Origin of the sequence: Luteimonas sp. YGD11-2 (assembly GCF_004118975.1) — a bacterium.
Lineage (GTDB): Bacteria > Pseudomonadota > Gammaproteobacteria > Xanthomonadales > Xanthomonadaceae > Luteimonas > Luteimonas muca.
The window spans coordinates 3,047,389-3,071,838 of the sequence record NZ_CP035376.1 but is presented as its reverse complement, the minus strand read 5'-3'; the positions used below and the strand labels follow the sequence as shown (position 1 = coordinate 3,071,838).

Below are 24,450 nucleotides of genomic sequence, written 5' to 3'. Positions count from 1 at the left end.
CAGACGCAGGCGGCGCCGTGGCCGCTGCTCATCGCGCGCATGCCGTACGCAACACGCGGTCATCGGCCTCCAGCTGGATCCAGCGCGCATTGGGCAGGGTGCCGTCCGCGGCGAACTCCACGCCATCGAGCAGGTCGGCGCGCCGGTGTGCATTGCAGTCGTAGACCACGCCGAACTGCCGCGTCGGCTCCCAGCGCCCGGCGAGGAGTACGCGCGTCAGCACCTGGCCCGGCGCGTCGGCATGGCGGCGATCGAAGCGGCGATCGACGGCGATCAGGCGGTTGGTCAGCGGCACCACATAGGTCCACGGGCGGTACCAGGAACGCGCCTGGTGGGTGGAGGCGATCTCCACACCGTCCGGGAACGTCGAGGCGGTGCGCTCGAACCACGAGTACTCCAGCCAGATCGCCATCAGCAGCATGCCGGCGCCGGCCGCGGCCGGCACGATCCACGGTGGAAGCCGCCTGCGCAGCGCGATGTTGAGCGTGAGCGCGATGCCGGCCAGGCCGAAGCCGGCGGCGATGATGGCGATGAACTCCAGCAGCATGGACGCTCCCCGTGCGTTGGCGGTTGGAATGAAGCCCGATTGTAGTCAGCGGCCGGCGCACGCAACCGGGCATGGAAGACGAGCAGCCGCGGAAGAAGAGCGGCCCGCCTCCGTCGCCGGAAGCGGGCCGCGATGTCAGCACAGCGTGCCGGGTACCGCGTGGATCAGTGGTGCCCGGTCGCCGCGCCCGCGCCACGCGGCACGCGGATGTCCTCGACCAGATGCTGGATGTGCTCCGGCACCGGTGCGGTCAGCTTCATCGTGATGTAGGCGGCGAGGAAGTTGATCACCGCGCCCACCGCGCCGAAGCCCAGCGGCGAGATGCCGAACAGCCAGTTCTCCGGGGTATCGGCGAGCATGTTGGTGCCCGGGATGAAGAACCAGCCCTTGTAGGTGAACAGGTACACGCTGGTGGAGATCAGGCCCGCGAGCATGCCCACCACCGCGCCGGCGGAGTTCATGCGGGTGGAGAAGATGCCCATCATGATCGCCGGGAACAGCGAGCTTGCCGCCAGCCCGAATGCGAACGCCACCGTCTGCGCGGCGAACCCCGGTGGATTCATGCCCAGCCAGGTGGCCACCACGATCGCCGCCGCCATCGACACGCGCGCGGCCAGCAGTTCCCCCTTGTCGCTGATATCGGGTTTGAACGTGCGTTTGATCAGGTCGTGGCTGACCGCCGACGAGATCGCCAGCAACAGGCCTGCGGCAGTGGACAGCGCCGCCGCCAGGCCGCCTGCCGCGATCAGCGCGATCACCCAGCCGGGCAGTCCCGCGATCTCCGGATTGGCCAGCACCAGGATGTCCTGGTTGAAGGTGACCATCTCGTTGCCCTGCCAGCCACGCTCGGCGGCCACCGTGGCGAACTCCGGGCTGGCCTCGTTGTAGGACTGGATCATGCCGTCGCCGTTCTTGTCCTCGAACGCCAGCAGGCCGGTCTGTTCCCAGGTCCGCATCCAGTCCGGGCGCGCCTCGTAGCTCAGCGATTCCGCCGCGCGGGTGCCTTCCGGATAGATCGTGGTCAGGATGTTCAGCCGCGCCATCGCACCCACCGCCGGTGCCACCGTGTACAGCAGGGCGATGAACACCAGCGCCCAGCCGGCCGACCTGCGGGCATCGGACACCTTGGGCACGGTGAAGAAGCGGATGATCACGTGCGGCAGGCCCGCGGTACCGACCATCAGCGACAGCGTGAACAGCGTCATGTTCAACGTGGAATCGTGCAGCCCGGTGTAGTCGTTGAAGCCCAGGTCCACCAGGATCTGGTCGAGGCGCGCCAGCAGCGGCATGCCCGATTCGGTGTGGGTGGAGAACAGGCCCAGCTGCGGGACCGGGTTGCCGGTGAGCTGCAGCGAGATGAACACCGCCGGGATGGTGTAGGCGATGATCAGCACGACGTACTGCGCGACCTGGGTGTAGGTGATGCCCTTCATGCCGCCGAGCACCGCGTACACGAACACCACGGCGGACGCGATCAGCAGGCCGGTGTTGGTGTCGACCTCGAGGAAGCGCGAGAACGCGACGCCTGCGCCGGTCATCTGCCCGATCACGTAGGTGATCGAGATCATCAACAGCGACGCCACCGCCACCAGGCGCGCGGTGCGGCTGTAGTAGCGGTCACCGATGAAGTCGGGCACGGTGAAGCGGCCGAACTTGCGCAGGTACGGCGCCAGCAGCATCGCCAGCAGCACGTAGCCGCCGGTCCAGCCCATGAGATACGCCGAGTTGCCGTAGCCGACGAAGGCGATCAGGCCGGCCATCGAGATGAACGATGCCGCCGACATCCAGTCCGCGGCGGTCGCCATGCCGTTCATCACCGGGTTGACGCTGCGCCCGGCGGCGTAGAACTCCGACGTCGAGGCCGCGCGTGCCCAGATCGCAATCGCGATATAGACCAGGAACGAGCCGCCGACGAAGATGAGGTTGAGAGTGAACTGATCCATGGCGGCCCCTTATTGCTCGTCCACGTCGTACTCGCGATCGAGCCGGTTCATGTACCAGGTGTAGAAAAAGATCAGCGCGATGAAGGTCAGGATCGAACCCTGCTGCGCGAACCAGAAGCCGAGATCGGTGCCGCCGATGCGGATGCCCGACAGCAGCGGGCGCAGGATGATGCCGAAGCCGTAGGACACCAGCGCCCAGATCGACATGCAGATCCAGATGATCTTCAGATTGGCCTTCCAGTAACTGGCGGCGGTCTTGTCGAGTGTCATGTGGCGTCCCCCTGTTGCAGGTGTGGCCGGTGCCGGCCGGGCTGTGGATGCCGCCACCGGTGCGGTGGCGGGGTGCAGGTTGATTGCATCCTCTGGTTCTCCGTGACCTGGAAGGGCGGCGCGTGCCGGGGCACGCGCATGCGGATCAGAACGTGTAGCGCGCCATCGTGTGCAGGCGGATCAGTTCGCCATCGACGCCGGATTCCAGCGTGCGCTCGCCCCAGATCGCCTCGACGCCGAGGTCGAGCTTCGGATACGGCGTCCAGATCAGGTTGGCGTGCCAGGACTGCACCTTGCGGGTGACGCCCAGGCCGGTCCACGCGGTCTCGTTGTCCCATTGCGAACGAGCGTGGTAGAGGTTGCCGCGCACGCGTCCGTTGAACACGTGGCGCAGGCCCACATACCCCGCCCAGCCACCGAGCGCGTCGATATCGCCATCGGCATCGAGCATCGCGTCCTGCTGGATCGTGGCCAGGCCGATGTAGCGGCCGATGCCGTCGCCGCCGGTGAGCTGGTAGCGCAGGTCGGTGGTGTCGCCCATCTTCACCAGGCCGCTCAACGTGGCGCCGTAGCCGGTATCGGTGCTGTCGGCGCCGGCGACGGGTTCGTACTTCAGCTGGCGGGCCATGCCGGCCACGCTGAAGTGGCCCCAGTCGGCCTTGTGGGTGTAACGGGCGATGACGTCGGGCATCGCGCTGTTGTCGCCGCCGATTGCGCGCGCGCCGCCGCCGAACGGTTGCACCGTCGTTTCCGGACTTTCCAGAGACACCGTCCACGGGCCACTGGTGTAGCGCAGCTGCGGCTGGCGCACGAACACCACAGCATCGGTGGGGCCGACGAAGTCGACCGCATCGATGAGCGCCGCGGTATCCATGAAGTTCGACCAGGTCTGGCCGGCCAGCCAGTTGTTCCAGGTCACGTAGGCGTGGCGCAGGGTGGCGCCGTAGGTGTTGGTGGCCGCGGTGTTGCCGAGCGAGCCGCCGAAGAAATCGAGTTCCAGCCGCGCGCCCAGCCTGTCGCCGGTGTCGAGCGTGGTGCTGGCATCCAGCCACAGGCGCGAGAACTTCATGTGCGCGTCGGAGTACGTCTCCGGGCCGTCGCCGCCCACCGGGATCGCGCCGGGTACGTAGAAGTCGCGGCCCGCGGTGCCCTTGGCGATGTCGCCGTCGGTCGTCTTCGTGGCCATCGCGTCCATGCGGATCATCCCGCCCACGGTGAACGTGGTGCCCGGGTTGGCCTGCGGTGTGATGGTGGTGGCCTGGATCGGCGGCGTACCCGCCGGCGTGGCCGGGCGTGCCGGTTGCGCCGCCTGCGCGGTGCGCACTTCCTGCACCTGGGTTGCAGTCTGCTGCTGCTGCGACAGCAGCGCCTGTACCTGCGATTCGAGCTGGGCGATACGTGCCTCCAGCTCGCGTTCCTTGGCCGTCTGCGCCGATGCCATGCCGGGTGCGGCAAGCGCGGCGACCATGGCGACGGCCAGCAGGCGCGGTCGCAACTTGCGGTGGACTGGTTGCATGTCCCCTCCCCGATGCGGATCCGGACCTGCACGCGGACCGGTCGCAGCGAGCCTGCATGCCACCCCCCGGCGCGCCAATACACCATTGGTCGTAGTGGTCCGGACCTAGACCAACGTCTAAGCCGGTGCGCGGTTGGATGCGGCACACTCTGGGGTCAGGTCATTTGCGGAGCGCGCCATGTCCACGACTCCTTCCGTCTATCCCGTGCCCGAGGCACTGGCTGCCGAGGCCGCGATCGGCCGCGAGGATTACGAACGCCTCTACGCCGAATCGGTGCGCGACCCCGATGCGTTCTGGGCGCGTGCCGCCGAGCGCCTGAAGTGGATGACGCCGCCGACGCGGATCCGCGACGTCAACTTCGCGCTGGATGACTTCCGGATCCGCTGGTATGACGACGGCGAACTCAATGCGAGCGTCAACTGCCTCGACCGACATCTGGACACGCGCGGCGACAAGACCGCGATCCTGTGGGAAGGCGACGACCCGGCGACGCCGCCGCGGCATGTGAGCTACCGCGAGCTGCATGCGCGCGTGTGCAGGCTGGCCAATGCCATGCGCAGCCTCGGCGTGCGCAAGGGCGACCGCGTCACCATCTACCTGCCGATGATCGTGGAAGCGGCGGTCGCCATGCTGGCCTGCGCGCGCATCGGCGCGGTGCACACCGTGGTGTTCGGCGGCTTCTCGCCGGCATCGATCGCCGATCGCGTGGCCGACTGCGGTTCCAGGCTCATCATCACCGCCGACGAAGGCCTGCGGGGTGGCCGCCGCATCCCGCTCAAGGCGAACGTCGATGCGGCGCTGAAGCTGCCGGGTACCAACAGCGTGGAAACGGTGCTGGTGGTGCGCCACACCGGTGGCGCGGTCGGCATGCAGATGCCGCGCGACCGCTGGTACGACGCGGTGGTCGACGAGCAGCCCGACACCTGCGAACCCGAGCGCATGAACGCCGAGGATCCGCTGTTCATCCTCTACACCTCCGGCTCCACCGGAAAGCCCAAGGGCGTGCTGCACACCACCGGCGGCTACCTGGTGTTCGCCAGCTACACCCACGAGGTGGTGTTTGACCTGCGCGAGGACGACATCTACTGGTGCACCGCGGACGTCGGCTGGGTCACCGGTCACAGCTACATCGTCTATGGCCCGCTCGCCAACGGCGCGACCTCGCTGATGTTCGAGGGCGTACCGAACTATCCGGACGTGTCGCGTTTCTGGAACGTGGTCGACCGCCACAGGGTCACCATCTTCTACACCGCGCCCACCGCGATCCGCGCGCTGATGCGCGAGGGCGAGGCACCGGTGAAGGCGACCTCGCGCGCATCGCTGCGCATCCTCGGCACCGTCGGCGAGCCGATCAATCCCGAAGCCTGGCGCTGGTACCACGAGGTGGTCGGCGACGGCCGCTGCCCGGTGGTCGACACCTGGTGGCAGACCGAGACCGGCGGCATCCTGATCGCCCCGCTGCCGGGTGCCATCGACGCCAAGCCCGGTTCCGCGACAAGGCCGTTCTTCGGCGTCCAGCCGGCGATCGTCGATGCCCAGGGCGCCGTGCTCGATGGCGAGGCCGAGGGCAACCTGGTGATCCTCGATTCGTGGCCGGGGCAGATGCGTACGGTGTACGGCGACCACCAGCGTTTCATCGACACCTATTTCAGCGCCTATCCCGGCAGCTACTTCACCGGTGACGGCTGCCGGCGCGATGCCGACGGGTACTACTGGATCACCGGTCGCGTCGACGACGTCATCAACGTGTCCGGTCATCGCATCGGCACCGCCGAGGTCGAAAGCGCACTGGTCTCGCACCCGAAGGTGGCGGAGGCCGCGGTAGTCGGTTTCCCGCACGACATCAAGGGCCAGGGGATCTACGCCTACATCACCCTGGTGGCCGGCGAGGAAGGCACCGATGCGCTGATGAAGGAACTGGTGGCCCATGTGCGCGGCGAGATCGGACCGATCGCCACGCCCGACCACCTGCAGTGGGCACCGGGCCTGCCGAAGACGCGTTCGGGCAAGATCATGCGCCGCATCCTGCGCAAGATCGCCGAGAACGCACCCGACCAGCTCGGTGACACCACCACCCTGGCCGACCCGTCGGTGGTGGAGTCGCTGGTGCGCCAACGCCGTGGTGCCGGCGGCTGACGGCCGCCGCACCCCGAAGGCCCCGCAGCATGTCCCGGACCATCCTCGTCGCCGACGACCATCCGCTGTTTCGCGAAGCGTTGCGCGGGGCGGTCGCGCGTACGCTGCCCGATGCACGCCTGTGCGAGGCCAGCGACACCCACAGCCTCTACGGGCTGGTGGATGCGGAACCCGATGCCGACCTGCTGCTGCTCGACCTCAACATGCCGGGCGCGCAGGGCTTCAGCGCGCTGGTGCACCTGCGCGCGCAGCATCCGCAGCTGCCGATCGTGATCGTGTCCGCGCGCGAGGAACCCACGGTGATGCGACGCGCGCTCGACCATGGCGCGATGGGCTTCATCCCCAAGTCGGCCGATACCCAGGTACTGGGCGAGGCGCTGCAGCGGGTGCTCGATGGCGATCGCTGGGTGCCGGCCGCAGCCGGCGCCGCGCCGGCGGCAAGCGCCGACGAGCACGATGTCGCCGCGCGCATCAGCGACCTCACCCCGCAGCAGTTCCGCGTGCTGCAGATGCTGGGCGAGGGCATGCTCAACAAGCAGATCGGCTACGAGCTGGGCGTGTCCGAAGCCACGGTCAAGGCGCACATGAGCGCGATCCTGCGCAAGCTCGGCGCCAGCAACCGCACCCAGGCAGTGCTGATCGCCGGCCGCCTGGCGGTGGACCCGGCGGCGGTTACCGCACCGCCCGACGAGATCGACTGACGGTTGATGGCGCGAGCGCGAAGCCGCACGCGTCGCGAAGGACTTTATCCACGACGGGAGCGGGACTCGTGCGCGAGCGCGCTCCCACGGATCAGTTGCCGCCGACCATCCGCCACAGCGCATGCAGCGCATAGCCGCCGCCGCCGATCAGCACCGCGAAATAGATGACGGTGCCGATGGTGGCGAGATGGCCGAGCAGAATCGCGCCGCCATCGCGCTGGATCATGCCGATCGCATAGAACAGCAGCGCGACCGCCGGGAAGGTGTTGCTGAAGGGCACGAAGCCGAACGGCGCCATCAGCAGCAGCGCGGCGAAGATGAAGGCGAGGCTGTTGAAGATGTCGATGGCGCGGCCTTCGGCCAGCGCGGCCAGGCGGCCCGGCCGGCTGACGCGCTCGAGCCGCCGCACCCAGGACAGCCCGCGGCGCAGGCCGTTGCGCAGCTTCTCCGCCGGCAGCCGGCGCTCGCGCAGGCGCGTGGGCAGCCACAGCGGGCGCCCGGTCAGCCGGCTGACGCCGATCAGCAGCAGCGCCGCGCCGAATACCGTGCTCACGCCGGGGATCGAGACCGGGATCAGGAACACCACCGTCAGCAGCATCGACAGCAGCAACAGCCCTTCGCTGCCGATCCGCTCGACGATGCTGCCCAGGCTGAGGTGCTCGCCGTCGAGGTCGGCAATGATCTGTTCGAGGCGGTCGCCCAGTGCGTCGCGGCGGGTACGGGAGTCGATCATCCGACGGCAGGGCCTTGCAGGGCGGGGCAGTGTAGCAAGCACGTGCGCGCGGCCCGCCGTGCCGGCTGCTAGCGGTCGTGGACGCGTGGCGGCCGCCGCTGCGCGGCCAGGAAGGCACGCAGCGACGCCGGCTTGAGCGGCTTGGTCAGCACCCGGTAGCCACGCCTGCGTGCGGCCTGCTTGAGCGCATCGCTGCCGTCGGCGGTCAGCAGCACGCCGGGCGTTCCGGGCGCGATTGCCCGCAATGCATCGAGTGTGTCGAGGCCGTCGAGGCGGTCATGCAGGTGGTAGTCGACCACCAGCACATCGGGCGCATCGTCCATGCGGGCCAGCGCGGCATCCACGGTGGTCGCGGTCAGCACCAGCACCTGCCAGCGCTGCAGCAGTGCCTGCATGCCGGCGAGGATGTCGGGATCGTTGTCCACGCACAGCACGCGCATGCCGGCCAGCGACTCGCCGAGTTCCATCGCCGCCCGTGCAGGCACCGGCACGGCGTGTTCGGCGCGCGGGACCATGATCGAGAACACGCTGCCGTATCCCACGCGCGAACGTGCGTCGAGGCGGTGGCCCAGCAGCCGGGAGATGCGCTGGCAGATCGACAGCCCCAGGCCCAGCCCGCGCTCATCCCAGTCGAACGGCTGCTGGTAGCGATGGAACTCGTCGTAGATCTGCCGCATGTGGTGCTCGGGAATGCCCGGGCCGGTGTCCCACACCTGCAGCGCGACGCTGTCGCCGCGCGGGCGCGCCGCCAGCACGATGCGGCCCTCGCGGGTATAGCGCAGCGCGTTGGCGAGGAAGTTCTGCAGCACGCGGCGCAGCAGGCGGCGGTCGCTGTGCACAGGCAGCGCGCGCACGCTCAGGCGCACCTCGATGCCGCGCGCCGCCGCCATCGGTGCGTACTGCGCGGCAAGTTCGCGCATCAGTTCGGCGGCGTCGAAGTCCGACCATTCCGGGCGCAACGCACCGGCATCCAGCCGCGAGACGTCGAGCAGGCCGTCGAGCAGTTCCTCGGCCGCGCGCAGCGAGGTGTCCACGCGCTCGGCGAGGCGGCGCTGCTCGTCGGCCTCGTCGCTTTCGCGCAGCGCCGAGGTGAACAGCCGCGCGGCATTGAGCGGTTGCAGCACGTCATGGCTGAGCGCGGCGAGGAAACGCGTGCGCGACTGCTGCGCGGCCTCCGCTTCGCGGGTGCGCACGGTGACGCGCTGCTCGAGCGTCTCGTTGACCTCGCGCAGCGCGCGTTCCACGCGCTTGTATTCGGTGACGTCGCTGTAGCTGGTGACGTAGCCACCACCCGGCAGCGGCTGGCCGCGCACCTCGATCACCAGCCCGCTGCCGAGCACGCGTTCGGAGACATGCGGCGAACCGCCGCGCATATAGGCGATGCGCTTGGCGGTCTCGGTGTCCACGGCCGCGTCGTTGAGCTCGCCGAGTTCGCCGCGCTCGGCGTTGTAGCGGATCAGGTCGGCGACCGGGCGGCCGACGTAGAGCATGCCGTCGGGATAGTCGAACAGCTGCTGGTAACGGCGGTTCCATGCCACCAGGCGCATCTCGCGATCGACCACGCTCACGCCCTGGTCGATGTTTTCCAGCGTGGTGGACAGGATCTCGCGGTTGAAGCGCAGTTCCTGACCGGCCTCGTCGAGCACCGCGACCACTTCGCCCAGGTCCATGCCGGTGCCGCGCAGCGAGCTGGTCAGCACCAGTCGCGCCGAGGCCGCGCCGATGGCCGACGCCAGCAGGCGTTCGGTGAACTGCACCCAGATGCGGTCGGCCGGTGCCGCGGGCTGCAGCGGCTGGACCAGCGACTGCGCCTGCTCGATGAAGGCGCGCTGCGCATGGCGTGCGCCGACGATGCGGCGCGCAAGCGTCAGCAGGTCGCGCACCTGTAGCCCGCTGCGCCATTCGCTGGTACCGGGCGTGCGCCGCTCGGCATACGGATTGAGGTAGGGCACCGCCGCCAGATGCTCCTCCAGGCCCGGGCGCCAGCGTTGCGAGACCAGCAGCAGCGTGCCGATATTGAACAGCAGCGCCCAGAACGTGCCGTGGGTGAGCGGATCCCAGCCCTGCATGCCGAACAGCCCGCGCGGCTGCAGCCAGCCGATGCCGAACGGGCCGTCCTCGAGCCAGGCGCCGTCGAACCAGCCGGCATCGGTGAGCGTGGGCAGCAGCAGCGTGTAGATCCACACCGCGAAGCCGATCAGCAGGCCGGCCTCGGCGCCCTCGCGGCTGGCGCCGCGCCAGTAGAGGCCGCCGATCAGCGCCGGCGCGAACTGCGCCACCGCGGCGAACGCCATCAACCCGTAGGAGGCCAGCGTGGTGTCCGAGCCGCTGGCGCGGTAATAGCCGTAGGCCAGCCCGGCGAAGCACAGGATCGTCACCCGTCGCACCCACAGCACGGTGCCGGCGAGATCGCCGCCATGGCGCTGGGCCCAGCCGGGGCGGCGCAGCAGCAGCGGCATCACCAGGTCGTTGGAGACCATGATGGCCAGCGCCACGCTCGCCACGATGACCATGCCGGTGGCCGCGGAGAAGCCGCCGACATAGGCGAACAGCGCCAGCGCCTCGCGCTGTTCGGCCAGCGGCAGTGCGAGCACGTAGGTGTCGGCGATCGCGGCGCCATCGTCGAACAGGGCGATGCCGGCGGCGGCGATGGGCACCACCATCAGGCTCACGATCACCAGGTAGCCACCGAACAGCCAGCGCGCCCGGCGGATCTCCGAGACGTCGCCGCATTCGACGATCGCCACGTGGAACTGGCGGGGCAGGCAGAAGATCGCCGCGAACGCCAGCAGCGTCTGCGCCACGAAGCCATCGGGCGCGGCGTTGGAGAACAGCGCGGTGCTGGCCTCGGCGAAGCGCGGGGCGCTGCCGAACCAGAACAGCGCGAACACGCCCACCGCCACCAGCGCGACCAGTTTGACCAGCGATTCCAGCGCGATCGCCAGCATCATGCCGGGGCGGTGTTCGGTGGCATCGACCTGGCGGGTGCCGAACAGGATCGCGAACAGCGCCATCAGCAGCGCCACGTACAGCGCCGGATCGCCGAAGCTGCTCTGCGCCATCTCCGGCCCGCCCAGCACCTGCAGCGACAGCGCCACCGCCTTGTACTGCAAGGCCAGGTACGGCACCGCGGCCACCAGCGCGATGACCGCCACCATCGCCGCCAGCCGCTGCGAGCGGCCGTAGCGCGCGGCGATGAAGTCGGCGATCGACACCGTGCTCTGCGACTGCGCCACCAGCGCCATCCGTTCCAGGATGCGCCAGCCGAACACCAGCAGCAGCAATGGGCCGAGGTAGATCGGCAGGTAACCCAGGCCATGCCGCGCGGCGCTGCCGACCGCGCCGTAGAAGGTCCACGACGAGCAGTACACCGCCAGCGCCAGGCTGTAGACCACCGGGCGCAATGCCGGGCGCTGCACGTGGGTGGGGTTGCGGTCGCCCCACCACGCCACCGCGAACAGCAGCGCGGCGTAGCCCACCGACACCAGCAGCAGCATCCAGCCTGGAAGCATCAGCCCTCCCCGGCCGACCTCGAGTCCGCCCGGAGTGTACGCCCACACACACGAAACCCGCCTTGCGGCGGGTTCCGGTGAGCCCGCATGGTGCGGGCCGTGATCGTACGCCTGCAGCGCAGGCGGTCACATCACTTGATCTTGCCTTCCTTGTACGGCACGTGCTTGCGCACGACGGGATCGTACTTCTTGATCTCCATCTTGCCGGGGGTGTTCTTCTTGTTCTTGTCGGTGGTGTAGAAGTGGCCGGTACCGGCCGACGAAATCAGGCGGATCTTGTCGCGCTTGGAAGCCATGGTTCAGATCCTCCTCAGATCTTTTCGCCGCGCTTGCGCAGCTCGGCGATCACGGAATCGATGCCGTTCTTGTCGATGGTACGCAGCGCCTTGGCGGACACGCGCAGCTTGATCCAGCGGTTCTCCGACGCGACCCAGAAACGGCGCTCGTGGAGATTCGGCATGAAACGGCGGCGGGTCTTGTTCATCGCGTGCGAGACGTTGTTGCCGGTCGTCGTACGCTTGCCGGTGACTTGGCAGACTCGGGACATGGTGCACCTCTGGTGGGTCGCGGAGATTCCGCATGGATGCCCCCCTTGGCCAGGGAGGCGACGGCCCCGCCGACCACGCGGTGAAGCGGGCGGCGCGCGATACGGGCAGGCCACCATGAAGGCGGCGGCGGTGCCGGGTGGGCCGGAATCGCGCTTCCGGAAACGTCCACCCTGTCTGCCGGAACGGCCAGGCGGGCACAGCGAGCCGGGCATTATGCCGGCCTGGCCCGCCGCAGGCAAGTTATCCACAGCAGCCGCCGCGCGACGGGGTCCGCCCGGGCGCGCGTGGCTGGTGCTTGGGTTCAGGGCGCCGCGGCGGCCTGCGTCGCGGCGGCCGGCGCCGCCTTCGCCTCACGGATGAATGCCCGGATCTGCGATTCCAGCACCGGCAACGGCACCGAGCCTTCGCGCAGCACCGCGTTGTGGAAGGCGCGGATGTCGAAGCGCTCTCCGAGTTCGGCTTCCGCCTCGCCACGCAGGCGCACGATCGCGATCTCGCCCAGCTTGTAGGACAGCGCCTGCGCCGGCCAGGAAATGTAGCGGTCGACCTCGGTGGTGACCTCGTGCTCGGACAGCGCGGTGTTGTCGCGCAGGAACGCCAGCGCCTGGTCGCGGCTCCAGCCCTTGTGGTGCACGCCGGTGTCGATGACCAGCCGCGCCGCGCGCCACATCTCGTAGGTCAGCCGGCCGAAGTGCTCGTAGGGCGTCTCGTAGATGCCCATTTCCTCGCCCAGCTTCTCCACGTACAGGCCCCAGCCTTCGCCGTAGGCGGAGATGTAGCTGTCGCGGCGGAACGCCGGCTGCTCGCCCTGTTCGCGCGCCAGTGCCGCCTGGAAGGCGTGACCGGGATCGGATTCATGCAGGGTCAGCGCCGGCAGGTTGTACATCGGCCGCGACGGCAGGTCGTAGGTGTTGAGCCAGTAGGTGCCCATGCCACCGCGGCCGGCGGTCCAGAACGGCGCGATGTCGTCGGGCACCGGCACGATGGTGAAGCGCCCGCGCGGCAGCGGGTCGAAGTACTGGCCGATCACCCCGTCCACGCGCTTGGAGATCCACGCCGCACGGTGCAGCAGCTCCTCCGGGGTCTTCGCGTAGAACCGTGGATCGGTGCGCAGGAAGGTCAGGAACGCGTCGAAATCGCCGTCGAAATCCAGCCCGTCGATGATCTCCTGCATCTGCGCGCGGATCCGCGCCACCTCGGCGAGGCCGATGTCGTGGATCTCCTGCGGCGACAGCTCGAGCGTGGTGTATTCGCGGATCTGCTGGCGGTAGAACGCCTCGCCGCCGGGCATGGCCTCGGCGGCCAGGGTGGTGCGCGCCTGTGGCACGTACTCGCTGCGGAAGAAGGTCAGCAGGTTGGCGAACGCGGGGATCACCGCCGATTCGATCGCCGCGCGGCCCTGCGCGCGCAGGCGTTCCTGTTCGGCTGCCGGCATGCCGGCCGGCATGCGCTCGAACGGCGACCAGAACGTCGCGTTTTCGGCATCGTCGAGTTCCGCCACCGCCGCGATCGACACGTCGCGGCCGTCGAGAACCGCGCGCGGCACGCTGAAACCGCGTGCCAGCCCGGCGCGCATGTTGCCGATCTGCTGCTCGAAGTAGCGCGGCACGTCGGCCAGCCGCGCGATGTAGGCCTCGTAGTCGGCGGCGGTGCGGAACGGCCGGCGGGTCATGAACGACAGGCTGGCCCAGAACGAGCTGTCGGAATTGAACGGCATCTCGTAGCTGCGCAGGCGCACGTTGTCGGCGAGGTTCTCCACCTGCGACCGGTAGATCGCCAGGTTGATGCGGTTCTCCGCCGACAGCGCATCGGCGTCGATGCCGTCGAGCCCGGCCAGCACCTGCTCCCAGCGCGCCAGCCGCGCCGCCTGCGCGTCGGGGCCGACATCGGGCAGCCCGCGCCGTGTTTCGCTGCCGGCCTCCTCCTCGCCACGACCGAACTCCGCCTGCCGCCATGCCCACTCCGCGGTGTAGATCGCCTCGAAACGGGCATCCGCCTCGCTGCGGAGCGTGCTGGCGGCGGCCGGCGCGTCCGACGCGGTTGCCTGCGGCGGCGCCGCGTACGCGGCCGGGACGGCGAGGGCGGTGGCGATGAGGGCAGGCAGCAACAACGACTTCATGGCGTGATCCGGCAATGCGACGACCGCCGATCATGGCATCCGCGCGCAGGCCACGCAGGGGTCGGAAGTCGTGGTGGGATGTCTGCCCCGTCCCTGCGACGCGTCGGGCGTTCGGATTACTGGACGGAGCGGGTTCGCATCCGGTGGCGACTCAGCGAAAGACGGTGCCACGGTTCGACGGTCGGCTTTGGCGTGAATCCGGTGCCGCCGCAAGTCGGCGCCCGATATTTGCCCTGGTTGCGACGGCACCAGACCCGCGCTGGAGGCGGCGCATGGCTGGAAAGGGAGCAACGGCGACCGTCTCGCCGGCGCGCGTCGGCCTTTCCGCTCCGATCGGCGAACTCTCCTCAGGCGCCTGCCGGGTGTTTCGCCGACCAAGGCGATATCGGGCGCCGACTCGGCGGAATGCCCGGCAGGCGCCCTTGCGGAGTTTTCGTCCGATTCCTCCGGAGTCCTATCGGGAGTCCAGTCCGCCCACCGCGGCCACAGGGGGATGCCCAGCCGGATATCTCCGCGTCCTGCTCCCACATCCGGCCGCCGGCCATCCATGGCCGGCTCTGGACATCCCCTGCGTCCGCGGCGGGCTCCGACCTGTCGTCGTGTCGGGACGAAGATCAACCGCGAATAGCGCCGGGCGGGCAGGGCTTGATCGGCTGCAACTGCTATCGATCCCCATACCGAAGTGCCCAACGCACGGGCGTGGGCGTTGCAGGCGCTCGGCGGGGACCGCCCATGCTCTTCGTGCTTTTCGTGCCGAACCTGCGGACGTCGGAGCCCGGTGCGCGCCACGGGCGGCGCGGAGTTAGAGCAACTCTTGCGTGCACGAGCAGTCCAGCCAGTCCCTATCGCGGCTGGTGTGTCCTACCGTCGCAGCCGCTCCAGCAGCCCGTCGAGCGTGTCGAGGTCGGTGTAGTGGATCACCAGCCGGCCCTTGTTGCCGCGGCCGTGGGCGATGGCGACCTTCGCGCCCAGGGTGGCCGACAGCTCGTTCTCCAGCGCCACGATGTCCGCCTGCTGCGGCCGCGCCTTCGTGCCCGGCTTGGCCTTGCGCGAGGGAATGCGGCCCTCGGCGAACTGCTGCGCGCGATGCTCGACCTCGCGCACCGACCAGCCATTGGCCACCGCCTCGGACGCAAGCCTGCTCGCCAGCTCCGGCGACAGCGTCAGCAGCGCGCGGGCATGGCCCATTTCCAGCTGCTTCGATTCCACCAGGATGCGGATCGCCTGCGGCAGTTCCAGCAGCCGCAGCAGGTTGGACACCGCCGCGCGCGAGCGCCCCACCGCGGCCGCGGCCTGTGCGTGGGTCAGCATGAACTCGTCGATCAGCCGCTGCAGCGCCTGCGCTTCCTCCAGCGGGTTGAGATCCTCGCGCTGGATGTTCTCGATCAGCGCCATCGCGATGACGGTGCGGTCGTCGACCTCGCGCACCACCACCGGCACTTCGGTGAGCCCTGCGCGCTGCGAGGCACGCCAGCGACGCTCGCCGGCGATGATCTCGAACTTCCGCCCGCCCAGATCGCGCACCACGATCGGCTGGATCACCCCCTGCGCCCTGATCGACTCCGCGAGCTCGTCGAGCTTGTCCTCGCTCATCGTCCGCCGCGGCTGGTACTTGCCTGGCGACAACGCATCGATCGGCAGGTTCTGCAGGGTGTCGGCCGGGGTCGCCTCGAGTGCCGGCGTGGCGGCGCCCTGCGGCCCGAGCAGCGCGTTCAGCCCGCGGCCCAGCGTGCCCTTCTTCGTAGCGGTTCGGTTCTTCGTTGCGGTCATGCCGCTCCCCCTGTGCGGACATGGCGGGCGCCGCATGCGACGCAGGCGGCGTGGATGCGGGCGGCGTGCGCGGGCAGGTGGTTATGCATGCTCAGCCCGCCTGCACCAGTTCCGCCGGCGCGCCCAGCGGCGCCGCCGCGGGCTGCTCGCGCTCGCGCTGGTGGCGCAGGATCTCGCCGGCGAGCCCGAGGTAGGCGATCGCGCCGCGCGAATTGCGGTCGTAGCCGATGATGCTCTGGCCGTGGCTGGGTGCTTCGGCCAGGCGCACGTTGCGCGGCACCACGGTGCGGAACATCTTGTCGCCGAAATGCTGGTCGAGTTCGTTGGAGACCGCATTGGTGAGGTTGTTGCGCACGTCGTACATCGTGCGCAGCACGCCCTCGATCTCCAGCGCCGGGTTCAATCGCGCCTTCAGCGCATCGATGGTTTCCAGCAGCGAACTGATGCCTTCCAGCGCGTAGTACTCGCACTGCATCGGCACCAGCACCGAGTCGGCCGCGGTCAGTGCATTGAGCGTGAGCAGCGACAGTGCCGGCGGGCAGTCGATCAGGATGAAGTCGTAGCGCGGCTTCAGCGGCTCGAGCGCGCGTTTCAGGCGCTGCTCGCGGCCTTCCTCGTCCATCAGCTCGATCTCGGCCGCGGTGAGGTCGGTATTGGACGGCAGCAGGTCGAAGTGCTCCGCCGTCTCCATCAGCGCGTCCTCGGCCAGCAGCCCGCCCAGCAACACGTCGTAGGTGGAGGCGTGCAGGTCGCGCTTGTCGATGCCGCTGCCCATGGTCGCGTTGCCCTGCGCATCGAGATCGACCAGCAGGACGCGCTTGGGCGTGGCGGCAAGCGCGGCCGCCAGGTTGACCGACGTCGTGGTCTTTCCGACGCCGCCCTTCTGGTTGGCGATGGCGATGATCCGGGCCATTGCAGCGGGTCTCGAAGCACAGGGAACGGCACGCGCGGAAAAAGCGGGCCGGCCGGGGATTATGCCGGACCCGGGCCACGGGGGCAGGACCGGGGCTCAGGCCGCGTCGGCGGCGCGTCCGACCCGCACCAGATGGCGCGCGGCGCCGAGCCCGGGTACCGACAGTGGTTCCACCGACAGCAGCCGCCAGCCCGCCGGCAGCGCGGCGATCTCCTCGTCCGGGCGCGTGCCCTTCATCGCCAGCAGCTGGCCATCAGGGGCGAGCAGATGCCCGCCGACCGCGAGGATGTCGGGCAGGGTGGCGAGCGCGCGTGCGGTGATCGCGTCGAAGCCACCCGGCTCGGCCACCGCCTCGGCGCGCGATTCCAGCACCCGGGCATTGCCCAGGCCGAGCGTGCGCACCGCCTCGCGCAGGAAGCGTGCCTTCTTGCCGTTGGATTCGACCAGCGCCACCTGCAGCTGCGGATGGGTGATCGCCAGCGGGATGCCGGGCAGCCCGGGTCCGGTGCCGAGGTCGGCCAGCGTGCGCAGCCCTGCCACGTGCGTGGCCATCGCCAGCGAGTCGAGCAGGTGCAGCACCACCATCGCGTCCGGGTCGCGGATCGCGGTGAGGTTGTAGGTGCGGTTCCAGCGCTGCAGCAGGTCGAGATAGGCCAGCAGCGGGGTGGCCAGGGCCGGGTCGAGGGCGAGTGCGTCGAGGCCGTGGAGCAGGCGCTGCTGCTGCGGATGGGCGGAGGTGGGCATCGGCCTATTGTAGGTGGGTGCGTGCCGTCGGCAGCGGCGACCACGCCAGCGTGGCGAGGTAGCCGGGCGCCGGCTCGAACGCGTGCAGCGACCAGTCCTGTGGCTGCCCGAGGGCGGCATCGCAGTCGACCAGCGCCAGCGCGTCGCCGCGCTCGGCGAATTCCAGCCGGTGCAGGCCGAAGGCGATGCCGCGGCCATGCGCCTTCAGCACTGCTTCCTTGGCGCACCACAGGCGCACGAACACCCGCTCGCGCAATAAGGCGGGCAGCGCTTCGAGCCACGCCGCCTCGCGCGGATGGAAGAAGCGCTGCGCCAGCTCCAGCGAATGCAGCCGGGGTCGCATCCACTCGAGGTCGCAGCCCACGCGCAGGCCGTGCGCCAGCGCCATCAGCAAGCCGCCGCCGCTGTGGCTCCAGCTGACCTCGGCGCCCACGGCCTCGGGCCAGCGCGGGCGGCCGTGGGCGTCGCGTTGGAGCGCGGGCACGCCATCGGGCAGCAGGCCGGCGAGCCAGGCACGCACGTGTGGCTCGGCGCGCTCGCCCCGGGCATACGGGCGCCACGCACAGTCGATCGCACCCAGCCGCAGGGCTCCGGCGGCCAGCGGTGCGTCGGGTTGGCGGGCGGCGGGTGCTGTGGCCATCAGGCGCGCAGCGTAAGCTATCGACGCCCGCGCGCCCGGTCGTGCCGGCGCAGTCCGCACACGAGGAACGGCGTCCACGCCACGCATGTCCGCCATCATCGACAGCCCCGCCTGCGCCGACCGGCGCGATCTGCCACTTGCCACCGGCGATGCCGGGCGCACCATCGCCGTCGTCGCCGGGGAGCGCATCAGCCTCGGGCGTTTCCTTGCCGAAGTGCGCGGCCTGGCCGCACGCCTGCCGGACCGGCGCCACGCGGTGAACCTGTGCGAGGACCGCTACCGCTTCCTGGTCGCCTTCTGCGCGGTGGCCGCGCGCGGGCAGACCACCCTGCTGCCGCCGTCGCGCACCCGCGCCGCGATCGACGACGTGCGCGCCCAGCATCCCGACAGCTACTGCCTCGGTGATGTCGACCCCTGCGGTTGCGATGCGCTGGCGCCGTTGCCGCATTTCGTGCCGATCCCGGCACAGCTTCCGCAGGCGCCCGGTGGGGTGCCACGGGTCGACAGCGGGCATGTGGTCGCGATCGGCTACACCTCCGGCAGCACCGGCGCGCCGAAGGCCAATCCCAAGCGCTGGCGTGACTTCGCCGATGGCGTGCAGCAGAACCTCGCCGCGCTCGCCGGGCTGTACAACGAAGACGCACCGTCGATCGTGGCCACGGTGCCACCGCAGCACATGTACGGCGTGGAGATGTCGGTGCTGCTGCCGCTGCTGGGCAATGCCGCGGTGCACAGCGGCCGGCCGTTCTTCCCCGACGACATCGCCGCCGCGCTCCGCGCCATCGACGCGCCGAGGCTGCTGGTGACCACGCCGGTGCACCTGCGCGCGCTGGTGGAATCGGGTGTGGAACTGCCGCGTCTGGCCGGCATCGTCAGCGCCACCGCGCCACTGCCGCAGGCGCTGGCTGCCGCGGCCGAACAGCGCTTCGGCGGGGAAGTGCGCGAACTGTTCGGCTCCACCGAGACCTGCATCATCGCGCGCCGCCGCACCGCCATCGACGATGCCTGGACGCCGCTGCCGGGTGTGCGCCTGCAGCCGCAGCCCGACGGCACCGCGGTGGAGGCCGCGCACCTGCCGGCACCGGTGGTGCTGGCCGACCTCGTGCAGTTGCTGCCCGACGGACGGTTCCTGTTGCGCGGCCGCCAGGCCGACCTGCTGGAGATCGCCGGCAAGCGCGCATCGCTGGGCGACCTGACCGCGCGCCTGCTCGCCGTGCCGGGCGTGGTGGACGGCGCGATGGTGCAGCTCGACGATGCCGATGCCGGTGGGGTGCGCCGGATCGCCGCGCTGGTGGTGGCGCCAACGCTGGACGAAGCGGCGATCCACGCCGCGCTGCGTGCAAGCATCGATCCCGTGTTCCTTCCGCGGCGGCTGCGGCGGGTGGATGCGCTGCCCCGCAACGAGACCGGCAAGCTGCCGCGCGACATCGTGCTGGCGCTGCTGCGCTGAGCGCAGCCGCAGTCAGCTTCGCTTACATCGCCGTCACGGCCGTCCATCGCAGACTCCGGACCCGAGGGGCAACCGCCCGCACAACGGAGGAGCAAACACCATGGGAATCATCATCTGGTTGATCGTCGGCGGCATCGTGGGTTGGCTCGCCAGCCTGGTCATGCGCACCGATGGCCAGCAGGGAATCATCCTCAACATCGTCGTCGGCATCATCGGCGCTTTCATCGGCGGTCTGCTGATCGGCCCGATGCTGGGCGCGCCGTCGATCAACAGCGGCGAGCTGAGCGTCATGAGCTTCGTCGTCTCGCTGATCGGCGCGATCATCCTGCTGGCGATCGTGAACCTGTTCCGCCGCGGCCGCGTGCGCTGATACGCGCGCTGCTGTGATGTTCTGCAGGGGCGGCCAGTGGCCGCCCCTGCTGTTTTCCGGGGTGCTGTTTCTGTGCTGTGTCCGGGTGCACCGCCCGGCGAAGGTCGCCCGCAGGCAACGTGCCGATCCGCTAGTACAGCACCCGCGTGCGCAGGGTGCCGGGGATCGCCGCCAGCGCGCTGCGCAGTTCGGCCGCCTGCGACTCGCTGGCGGTCACGTCGATCACCACGTAGCCGACCAGACTGTCGGTGCGCAGGTACTGGCCGTCGATGTTGATGCCGCGTTCGCGGAAGACATCGTTGGCCTGCGACAGCACCCCGGGCATGTTGCGGTGGATATGCAGCAGCCGTCGCGAGCCCTCGTGGCCTGGCAGCGCGACCTCCGGGAAATTCACCGCCGACAGCGTGGAGCCGTTGTCGCTGTAGCGGATCAGCTTGGCGGCAACCTCCAGGCCGATATTGTCCTGAGCCTCCAGCGTGCTGCCGCCGACGTGCGGGGTCAGGATCACGTTGTCGATGCCGCGCAGCGGCGACTCGAACGGTTCCGTCGCGCCCTTGGGTTCCACCGGGAACACGTCCACCGCAGCGCCGCCGGTATGCCCGGTGCGCAATGCATCCGCCAGCGCATCGATATCGACCACGGTGCCACGCGAGGCATTGACCAGATGCGCGCCTGGCTTCATCGCCGCCAGCTGCGCGCTACCGATCATGCGCTGGGTGCTGGGGGTTTCCGGCACATGCAGGGTCACCACGTCGCTGCGCGCCAGCAGGTCATGCAGATCCAGCGCCGCCCGTGCATTGCCCAGTGCGAGTTTGGTTTCGATGTCGTGGAACAGCACCCGCATCCCGAGGCCTTCGGCAAGCACGCCGACCTGGGTACCGATATGCCCGTAGCCGACGATGCCGAGGGTCTTGCCACGCGCCTCGTGGCTGCCGGCGGCGGTCTTCGACCAGCCGCCGCGATGGCATTCGGCGTTGCGGCGCGGGATGCCGCGCAACAGCAGGATGGTCTCGGCGATCACCAGCTCGGCGACGCTGCGGGTATTGGAATACGGTGCGTTGAACACCGGCACGCCGGCGAGTTCCGCGGCTTCGAGGTCGACCTGGTTGGTGCCGATGCAGAAGCAGCCGACCGCGATCAGCCGGCGCGCGTGCGCAAGCACGTCGGCATCGAGCTGCGTGCGCGAGCGGATGCCGACCACGTGGGCGTCGGCGATCGCGCGTTTCAGCGCGTCACCGGCCAGCGAGGTGTCGTGCTGCTCGATGTGGGTGTAGCCCGCTGCGCGGAAGGCGTCCACCGCGGTCGGGCTGATGCCTTCCAGCAGCAGTACGCGGATGTCCTGGCGCGGGAACGAGGTCTTGCGGTCGTCTGCCATCTGCAACGTGCGGCGCGGGCGGAGACCCACGGTACGCGCGGCCCGTGGGCGTCGCAACACGATGGACGCATCGCACCGGCGCTGGCAGCCTGAGTGCCCCAGCGCACGACTGCCGCCATGACCGACCCGCGACTCGAGACCCTGCGCCAGGCGCTGCCCGCGTTGCGCCTGTCGGTGGAGCCGTCCGACCTCGAACACTACGGGCGCGACTGGACCCGGCGCTGGACGCCGGCGCCGCTGGCGATCGCCTGGCCGGCGGACATCGCCGAAGTCCAGGCGCTGCTGCGCTGGGCACACGACCAGCGGGTGGCGATCGTGCCGTCGGGCGGACGCACCGGCCTGTCCGGCGGTGCGGTGGCGGCCAACGGCGAACTGGTGGTGAGCCTGGAACGGATGAACCGCGTGCTCGGCTTCGATCCGGTCGACCGCACGCTCACCGTGCAGCCCGGCATCGCGCTGCAGGCGGTGCACGAGGCGGCCGCGGCGCACGGGCTGCAGTACCCGGTGGATTTCGGTGCACGCGGCTCGTGCACGATCGGCGGCAATATCGCCACCAACGCCGGCGGCATCCGTGTCATCCGCTACGGCAACACCCGCGAGTGGATCGCCGGGCTGACGCTGGTCACCGGCACCGGTGCGCTCATCGACCTCAACCGCGGGCTGGTCAAGAACTCCAGCGGCTACGACCTGCGGCATCTCGCGATCGGTGCGGAAGGCACGCTCGGCATCGTGGTGGAGGCCACGCTCAGGCTCACCGATCCGGCGCCGCCGGCACAGACGCTGCTGCTGGCGTTGCCCTCGTTCGAGGTACTGATGCAGGTGTTCGCCGCGTTCCGTGCGCGCGTGCGGCTGCAGGCATTCGAGTTCTTCACCGCCAACGGGCTGGCGCACGTGGTCCACCAGGGTGGCGTCGACCCGTTCGATGCCCGGCATCCGTACTACGTGGTCGCCGAATTCGATGCCGCCGATGATGTGCAGCAGGCGGCCGGCCTGGCCGCGTTCGAGGCCTGCGCGGAGGCCGGCTGGGTGCTCGACGGCGTCATCGCGCAATCGCAGGCGCAGGCGCAGCAGCTGTGGCGCCTGCGCGAAGGCATCACCGAGGCGGTGGCGCGCTACCGGCCCTACAAGAACGATGTCTCGGTGCGTGTCGGCGCGATGGCCGCCTTCCTGGCACGCGCGCAGGCGCTGCTGGGCGAGGCGTATCCGGATTTCGAGGTCGTCTGGTTCGGCCATATCGGCGACGGCAACCTGCACATCAACGTGTTGCAGCCCGATGGCAGCGACGATGCCGACTTCCTGCGCCAGTGCGGCCAGGTGACCGAACTGCTGGCCGCGCTGCTGGAGGAGCACGGCGGCAGCATCTCCGCCGAGCACGGCATCGGCCTGGTCAAGAAGCCATGGCTCGACAGCACCCGCAGCGCCGACGAGATCGCGCTGATGCGCGGCATCCGCGCGGTGTTCGACCCGGCAGGCATCCTCAACCCCGGCAAGCTGTTCGACTGAGCGCAGGGGCGGCCCGCGCTCGACGTGGCGTGCGGCTGCGCCGGCGCTCCATTACCCGCGTGGAGCCATCGCGGGCGTCAGTTGCACCCACACTGGCGCGTGGTCGCTCGGGCGCTCCCAGGTGCGCGGTTCGCGATCGATGCCGGAGGCGACTGCCGACGCGCGCAGGCCGTCGGACACCAGGGTGAGGTCGATGCGCAGGCCCATGCCACGGCGGAACGCCGCCTGGCGGTAGTCCCACCAGCTGAAGATGCCGGCCTCGTCATGGTGCAGGCGGAAGGCATCGTGCAGGCCGAGGGCAAGCAGACGCTGCAGCGCGGCGCGTTCGGCGGCCGAAGTGAGGATGTGGGCGTCATGCCAGACCTCCGGGTCGTGCACGTCGCGCGCGTCGGGGGCGATGTTGAAGTCGCCCATCACCACCAGCCGCGGATGCGCACGCATCTCCCCGGCGATCCAGTCGCGTACCGCGTCCAGCCAGCGCAGCTTGTAGAGGTACTTCTCGCTGCCCACAGACTGGCCGTTGACCACGTAGAGGTTGATCACCCGCACGTCGCCGATGGTGGCGGCGATCACCCGCCGCTGGTCGTCCTCGAAGCCGGGGATGCCCATCTGCACCTGGCCGATCGCAGCGTTACGGCTCAGCAGCGCAACGCCGTTGTAGGTCTTCTGCCCGTGGAACACGCTGGCATAGCCCAGCGCCTGCAGCTCGTCGAGCGGAAAGCGCGGATCCTCGAGCTTGGTTTCCTGCAGGCCGACGACATCGGGCCGCGCATCCTCCAGCCAGCGCACCAGGTGCGGCATGCGCACGTTGAGCGAATTGACGTTCCAGCTGGCGATCTTCACGGATGATGTTCCTCGGCAGGTCACCGCACATTGTAGGAGCGATGCGTCTGCTGCCCGGTGCGTCGCTGTCGGGTCGTACGCCTGATGCCCCGCGCGACGCTCGCGCGTGCGGGAAGTTCACGACGGAAATAAAGGCGCACGTCCCCTTGGGCACACGGATCCATGCACCCCGCCGCGCCGGCCGTCATGGCGTCGCACGGTATCCTCCCCAGCCCCGACCATCGGAACCGGCACCGCCATGCATCTGCGTCCCTACCGCGACCGCCATCCACGCCTCGGTGCGCGCGTATACGTCGATCCCGCCGCCACCGTCATCGGCGATGTCGAGCTCGGCGACGACGTCTCGGTGTGGCCGGGCACGGTGATCCGCGGCGACGTCAACTTCGTGCGCATCGGCGCGCGCACCAGCGTGCAGGACGGCAGCGTCATCCACGTCAGCCACGACGGTCCGCACGCGAAGCTTGGCGGTTTCGCGACCGTGATCGGAGAGGACGTCACCATCGGCCACAAGGCGATCATCCATGCCTGCACGATCGGCAATGCCTCGCTGATCGGCATGGGCGCGATCCTGCTCGACGGCGTGCGCGTGGGCGACCACGCGATGATCGGCGCCGGCGCGCTGGTGCCGCCCGGCAAGGTGGTGGGTGATGGCGAGCTCTGGGTCGGCAACCCCGCGCGCCCGGTGCGCACGCTCACCGACGCGCAGATCGAAGGCCTGCGCTACAGCGCCGCGCACTATGTGCGGCTGAAGGACGAGTACCTGCAGGCCGCGGCTCGCTGAAAGTGCGCGGCCGCGTCGTGGCCCCGGGGCGCGCC

Annotated in this window: 21 protein-coding genes; 6 read left to right on the top strand and 15 right to left on the bottom strand. The window is 69.7% G+C overall.

Translation table 11 applies throughout. From position 1 onward, the window contains the following. Positions 1 to 28: 28 nt before the first annotated feature. From ERL55_RS14135 to ERL55_RS14120, 4 genes are all read right to left on the bottom strand, one after another. Positions 29 to 547, bottom strand: a complete 519-nt coding sequence (locus ERL55_RS14135) for a hypothetical protein (RefSeq protein WP_129136996.1) — start codon at positions 545 to 547, stop codon at positions 29 to 31. A 164-nt stretch (positions 548 to 711) separates the two neighbouring features. After that, on the bottom strand, positions 712 to 2,490 hold the full coding sequence (locus tag ERL55_RS14130; RefSeq protein WP_129136995.1) for a sodium:solute symporter family protein: 1,779 nt from the start codon (positions 2,488 to 2,490) through the stop codon (positions 712 to 714). A 9-nt stretch (positions 2,491 to 2,499) separates the two neighbouring features. Continuing rightward, positions 2,500 to 2,760 carry a DUF4212 domain-containing protein gene (locus ERL55_RS14125; RefSeq protein WP_129136994.1) on the bottom strand — a complete coding sequence of 87 codons (261 nt, stop codon included), beginning with the start codon at positions 2,758 to 2,760 and terminating at the stop codon, positions 2,500 to 2,502. A gap of 145 nt (positions 2,761 to 2,905) precedes the next feature. Further along, positions 2,906 to 4,276, bottom strand: a complete 1,371-nt coding sequence (locus ERL55_RS14120; protein WP_129136993.1) for a DcaP family trimeric outer membrane transporter — start codon at positions 4,274 to 4,276, stop codon at positions 2,906 to 2,908. 178 nt (positions 4,277 to 4,454) lie between these two features. Between ERL55_RS14120 and acs the strand changes: the two genes are divergently transcribed. Beyond that, a complete protein-coding gene (gene acs / locus ERL55_RS14115) occupies positions 4,455 to 6,413 on the top strand; it encodes an acetate--CoA ligase (protein WP_129136992.1) in 1,959 nt (652 codons plus the stop codon). 29 nt (positions 6,414 to 6,442) lie between these two features. Further along, a complete protein-coding gene (locus ERL55_RS14110) occupies positions 6,443 to 7,114 on the top strand; it encodes a response regulator transcription factor (RefSeq protein WP_129136991.1) in 672 nt (223 codons plus the stop codon). A gap of 91 nt (positions 7,115 to 7,205) precedes the next feature. Here the strand turns inward: ERL55_RS14110 and ERL55_RS14105 are convergent, their stop codons facing one another. The 9 genes from ERL55_RS14105 to ERL55_RS14065 all read right to left on the bottom strand — a co-directional run bounded on the left by ERL55_RS14105 (position 7,206) and on the right by ERL55_RS14065 (position 18,093). Next, the gene (locus ERL55_RS14105) at positions 7,206 to 7,847 is read right to left on the bottom strand and encodes an exopolysaccharide biosynthesis protein (protein ID WP_129136990.1); all 642 of its coding nucleotides are present in this window, start codon (positions 7,845 to 7,847) and stop codon (positions 7,206 to 7,208) included. Between the two features lie 68 nt (positions 7,848 to 7,915). After that, a complete protein-coding gene (locus ERL55_RS14100; RefSeq protein WP_129136989.1) occupies positions 7,916 to 11,359 on the bottom strand; it encodes a PAS domain-containing hybrid sensor histidine kinase/response regulator in 3,444 nt (1,147 codons plus the stop codon). 131 nt (positions 11,360 to 11,490) lie between these two features. Further along, complete coding sequence (gene rpmG / locus ERL55_RS14095) at positions 11,491 to 11,655, bottom strand: 50S ribosomal protein L33 (protein WP_036137644.1); 165 nt, start codon at positions 11,653 to 11,655, stop codon at positions 11,491 to 11,493. Positions 11,656 to 11,669: 14 nt separating this feature from the next. Next, positions 11,670 to 11,906 (bottom strand): 50S ribosomal protein L28, encoded by a 237-nt coding sequence (gene rpmB, locus ERL55_RS14090; protein ID WP_129136988.1) that lies wholly within the window; start codon positions 11,904 to 11,906, stop codon positions 11,670 to 11,672. Between the two features lie 302 nt (positions 11,907 to 12,208). Continuing rightward, on the bottom strand, positions 12,209 to 14,026 hold the full coding sequence (locus tag ERL55_RS14085; RefSeq protein ID WP_129136987.1) for a DUF885 family protein: 1,818 nt from the start codon (positions 14,024 to 14,026) through the stop codon (positions 12,209 to 12,211). 861 nt (positions 14,027 to 14,887) lie between these two features. Further along, positions 14,888 to 15,796 (bottom strand): ParB/RepB/Spo0J family partition protein, encoded by a 909-nt coding sequence (locus tag ERL55_RS14080; protein WP_129136986.1) that lies wholly within the window; start codon positions 15,794 to 15,796, stop codon positions 14,888 to 14,890. A 91-nt stretch (positions 15,797 to 15,887) separates the two neighbouring features. Continuing rightward, positions 15,888 to 16,709 (bottom strand): AAA family ATPase, encoded by an 822-nt coding sequence (locus tag ERL55_RS14075; protein WP_129136985.1) that lies wholly within the window; start codon positions 16,707 to 16,709, stop codon positions 15,888 to 15,890. 96 nt (positions 16,710 to 16,805) lie between these two features. Beyond that, complete coding sequence (rsmG, locus tag ERL55_RS14070; RefSeq protein WP_129136984.1) at positions 16,806 to 17,453, bottom strand: 16S rRNA (guanine(527)-N(7))-methyltransferase RsmG; 648 nt, start codon at positions 17,451 to 17,453, stop codon at positions 16,806 to 16,808. A 4-nt stretch (positions 17,454 to 17,457) separates the two neighbouring features. Further along, positions 17,458 to 18,093 (bottom strand): 4'-phosphopantetheinyl transferase superfamily protein, encoded by a 636-nt coding sequence (locus ERL55_RS14065; protein WP_129136983.1) that lies wholly within the window; start codon positions 18,091 to 18,093, stop codon positions 17,458 to 17,460. 85 nt (positions 18,094 to 18,178) lie between these two features. Between ERL55_RS14065 and ERL55_RS14060 the strand changes: the two genes are divergently transcribed. Both ERL55_RS14060 and ERL55_RS14055 read left to right on the top strand, forming a co-directional pair. Further along, positions 18,179 to 19,543: an AMP-binding protein gene (locus tag ERL55_RS14060; protein WP_129136982.1), complete on the top strand. Its 1,365-nt coding sequence runs from the start codon at positions 18,179 to 18,181 to the stop codon at positions 19,541 to 19,543. Between the two features lie 100 nt (positions 19,544 to 19,643). Continuing rightward, positions 19,644 to 19,913, top strand: a complete 270-nt coding sequence (locus tag ERL55_RS14055; RefSeq protein WP_129136981.1) for a GlsB/YeaQ/YmgE family stress response membrane protein — start codon at positions 19,644 to 19,646, stop codon at positions 19,911 to 19,913. Between the two features lie 130 nt (positions 19,914 to 20,043). On the opposite strand, the gene serA is transcribed toward ERL55_RS14055, so the two are convergent. Further along, complete coding sequence (gene serA / locus ERL55_RS14050) at positions 20,044 to 21,288, bottom strand: phosphoglycerate dehydrogenase (protein ID WP_129136980.1); 1,245 nt, start codon at positions 21,286 to 21,288, stop codon at positions 20,044 to 20,046. Positions 21,289 to 21,405: 117 nt separating this feature from the next. On the opposite strand from serA, the gene ERL55_RS14045 reads away from it, so the two are divergent. Continuing rightward, positions 21,406 to 22,791, top strand: coding sequence for an FAD-binding oxidoreductase (locus tag ERL55_RS14045; protein WP_129136979.1), 1,386 nt, complete (start codon positions 21,406 to 21,408; stop codon positions 22,789 to 22,791). Positions 22,792 to 22,842: 51 nt separating this feature from the next. Here ERL55_RS14045 and xth read toward each other — a convergent pair whose 3' ends face one another. Next, the gene (xth, locus tag ERL55_RS14040) at positions 22,843 to 23,634 is read right to left on the bottom strand and encodes an exodeoxyribonuclease III (protein WP_129136978.1); all 792 of its coding nucleotides are present in this window, start codon (positions 23,632 to 23,634) and stop codon (positions 22,843 to 22,845) included. A gap of 238 nt (positions 23,635 to 23,872) precedes the next feature. On the opposite strand from xth, the gene ERL55_RS14035 reads away from it, so the two are divergent. Continuing rightward, positions 23,873 to 24,415, top strand: a complete 543-nt coding sequence (locus ERL55_RS14035; protein ID WP_129136977.1) for a gamma carbonic anhydrase family protein — start codon at positions 23,873 to 23,875, stop codon at positions 24,413 to 24,415. The last annotated feature ends 35 nt before the right edge of the window (positions 24,416 to 24,450 follow it).

Bases quoted from the DNA above. Each gene is read 5' to 3' on its own strand.
- ERL55_RS14075 (WP_129136985.1), bottom strand. From the start codon at position 16,709: ATGGCCCGGATCATCGCCATCGCCAACCAGAAGGGCGGCGTCGGAAAG.
- ERL55_RS14110 (WP_129136991.1), top strand. From the start codon at position 6,443: ATGTCCCGGACCATCCTCGTCGCCGACGACCATCCGCTGTTTCGCGAA.
- rpmG (WP_036137644.1), bottom strand. From the start codon at position 11,655: ATGGCTTCCAAGCGCGACAAGATCCGCCTGATTTCGTCGGCCGGTACC.
- rsmG (WP_129136984.1), bottom strand. From the start codon at position 17,453: ATGCCCACCTCCGCCCATCCGCAGCAGCAGCGCCTGCTCCACGGCCTC.
- ERL55_RS14100 (WP_129136989.1), bottom strand. From the start codon at position 11,359: ATGCTTCCAGGCTGGATGCTGCTGCTGGTGTCGGTGGGCTACGCCGCG.
- rpmB (WP_129136988.1), bottom strand. From the start codon at position 11,906: ATGTCCCGAGTCTGCCAAGTCACCGGCAAGCGTACGACGACCGGCAAC.
- ERL55_RS14135 (WP_129136996.1), bottom strand. From the start codon at position 547: ATGCTGCTGGAGTTCATCGCCATCATCGCCGCCGGCTTCGGCCTGGCC.
- ERL55_RS14045 (WP_129136979.1), top strand. From the start codon at position 21,406: ATGACCGACCCGCGACTCGAGACCCTGCGCCAGGCGCTGCCCGCGTTG.
- ERL55_RS14055 (WP_129136981.1), top strand. From the start codon at position 19,644: ATGGGAATCATCATCTGGTTGATCGTCGGCGGCATCGTGGGTTGGCTC.
- ERL55_RS14060 (WP_129136982.1), top strand. From the start codon at position 18,179: ATGTCCGCCATCATCGACAGCCCCGCCTGCGCCGACCGGCGCGATCTG.
- ERL55_RS14130 (WP_129136995.1), bottom strand. From the start codon at position 2,490: ATGGATCAGTTCACTCTCAACCTCATCTTCGTCGGCGGCTCGTTCCTG.
- ERL55_RS14065 (WP_129136983.1), bottom strand. From the start codon at position 18,093: ATGGCCACAGCACCCGCCGCCCGCCAACCCGACGCACCGCTGGCCGCC.
- ERL55_RS14105 (WP_129136990.1), bottom strand. From the start codon at position 7,847: ATGATCGACTCCCGTACCCGCCGCGACGCACTGGGCGACCGCCTCGAA.
- serA (WP_129136980.1), bottom strand. From the start codon at position 21,288: ATGGCAGACGACCGCAAGACCTCGTTCCCGCGCCAGGACATCCGCGTA.
- ERL55_RS14080 (WP_129136986.1), bottom strand. From the start codon at position 15,796: ATGACCGCAACGAAGAACCGAACCGCTACGAAGAAGGGCACGCTGGGC.
- ERL55_RS14120 (WP_129136993.1), bottom strand. From the start codon at position 4,276: ATGCAACCAGTCCACCGCAAGTTGCGACCGCGCCTGCTGGCCGTCGCC.
- ERL55_RS14035 (WP_129136977.1), top strand. From the start codon at position 23,873: ATGCATCTGCGTCCCTACCGCGACCGCCATCCACGCCTCGGTGCGCGC.
- ERL55_RS14085 (WP_129136987.1), bottom strand. From the start codon at position 14,026: ATGAAGTCGTTGTTGCTGCCTGCCCTCATCGCCACCGCCCTCGCCGTC.
- ERL55_RS14125 (WP_129136994.1), bottom strand. From the start codon at position 2,760: ATGACACTCGACAAGACCGCCGCCAGTTACTGGAAGGCCAATCTGAAG.
- acs (WP_129136992.1), top strand. From the start codon at position 4,455: ATGTCCACGACTCCTTCCGTCTATCCCGTGCCCGAGGCACTGGCTGCC.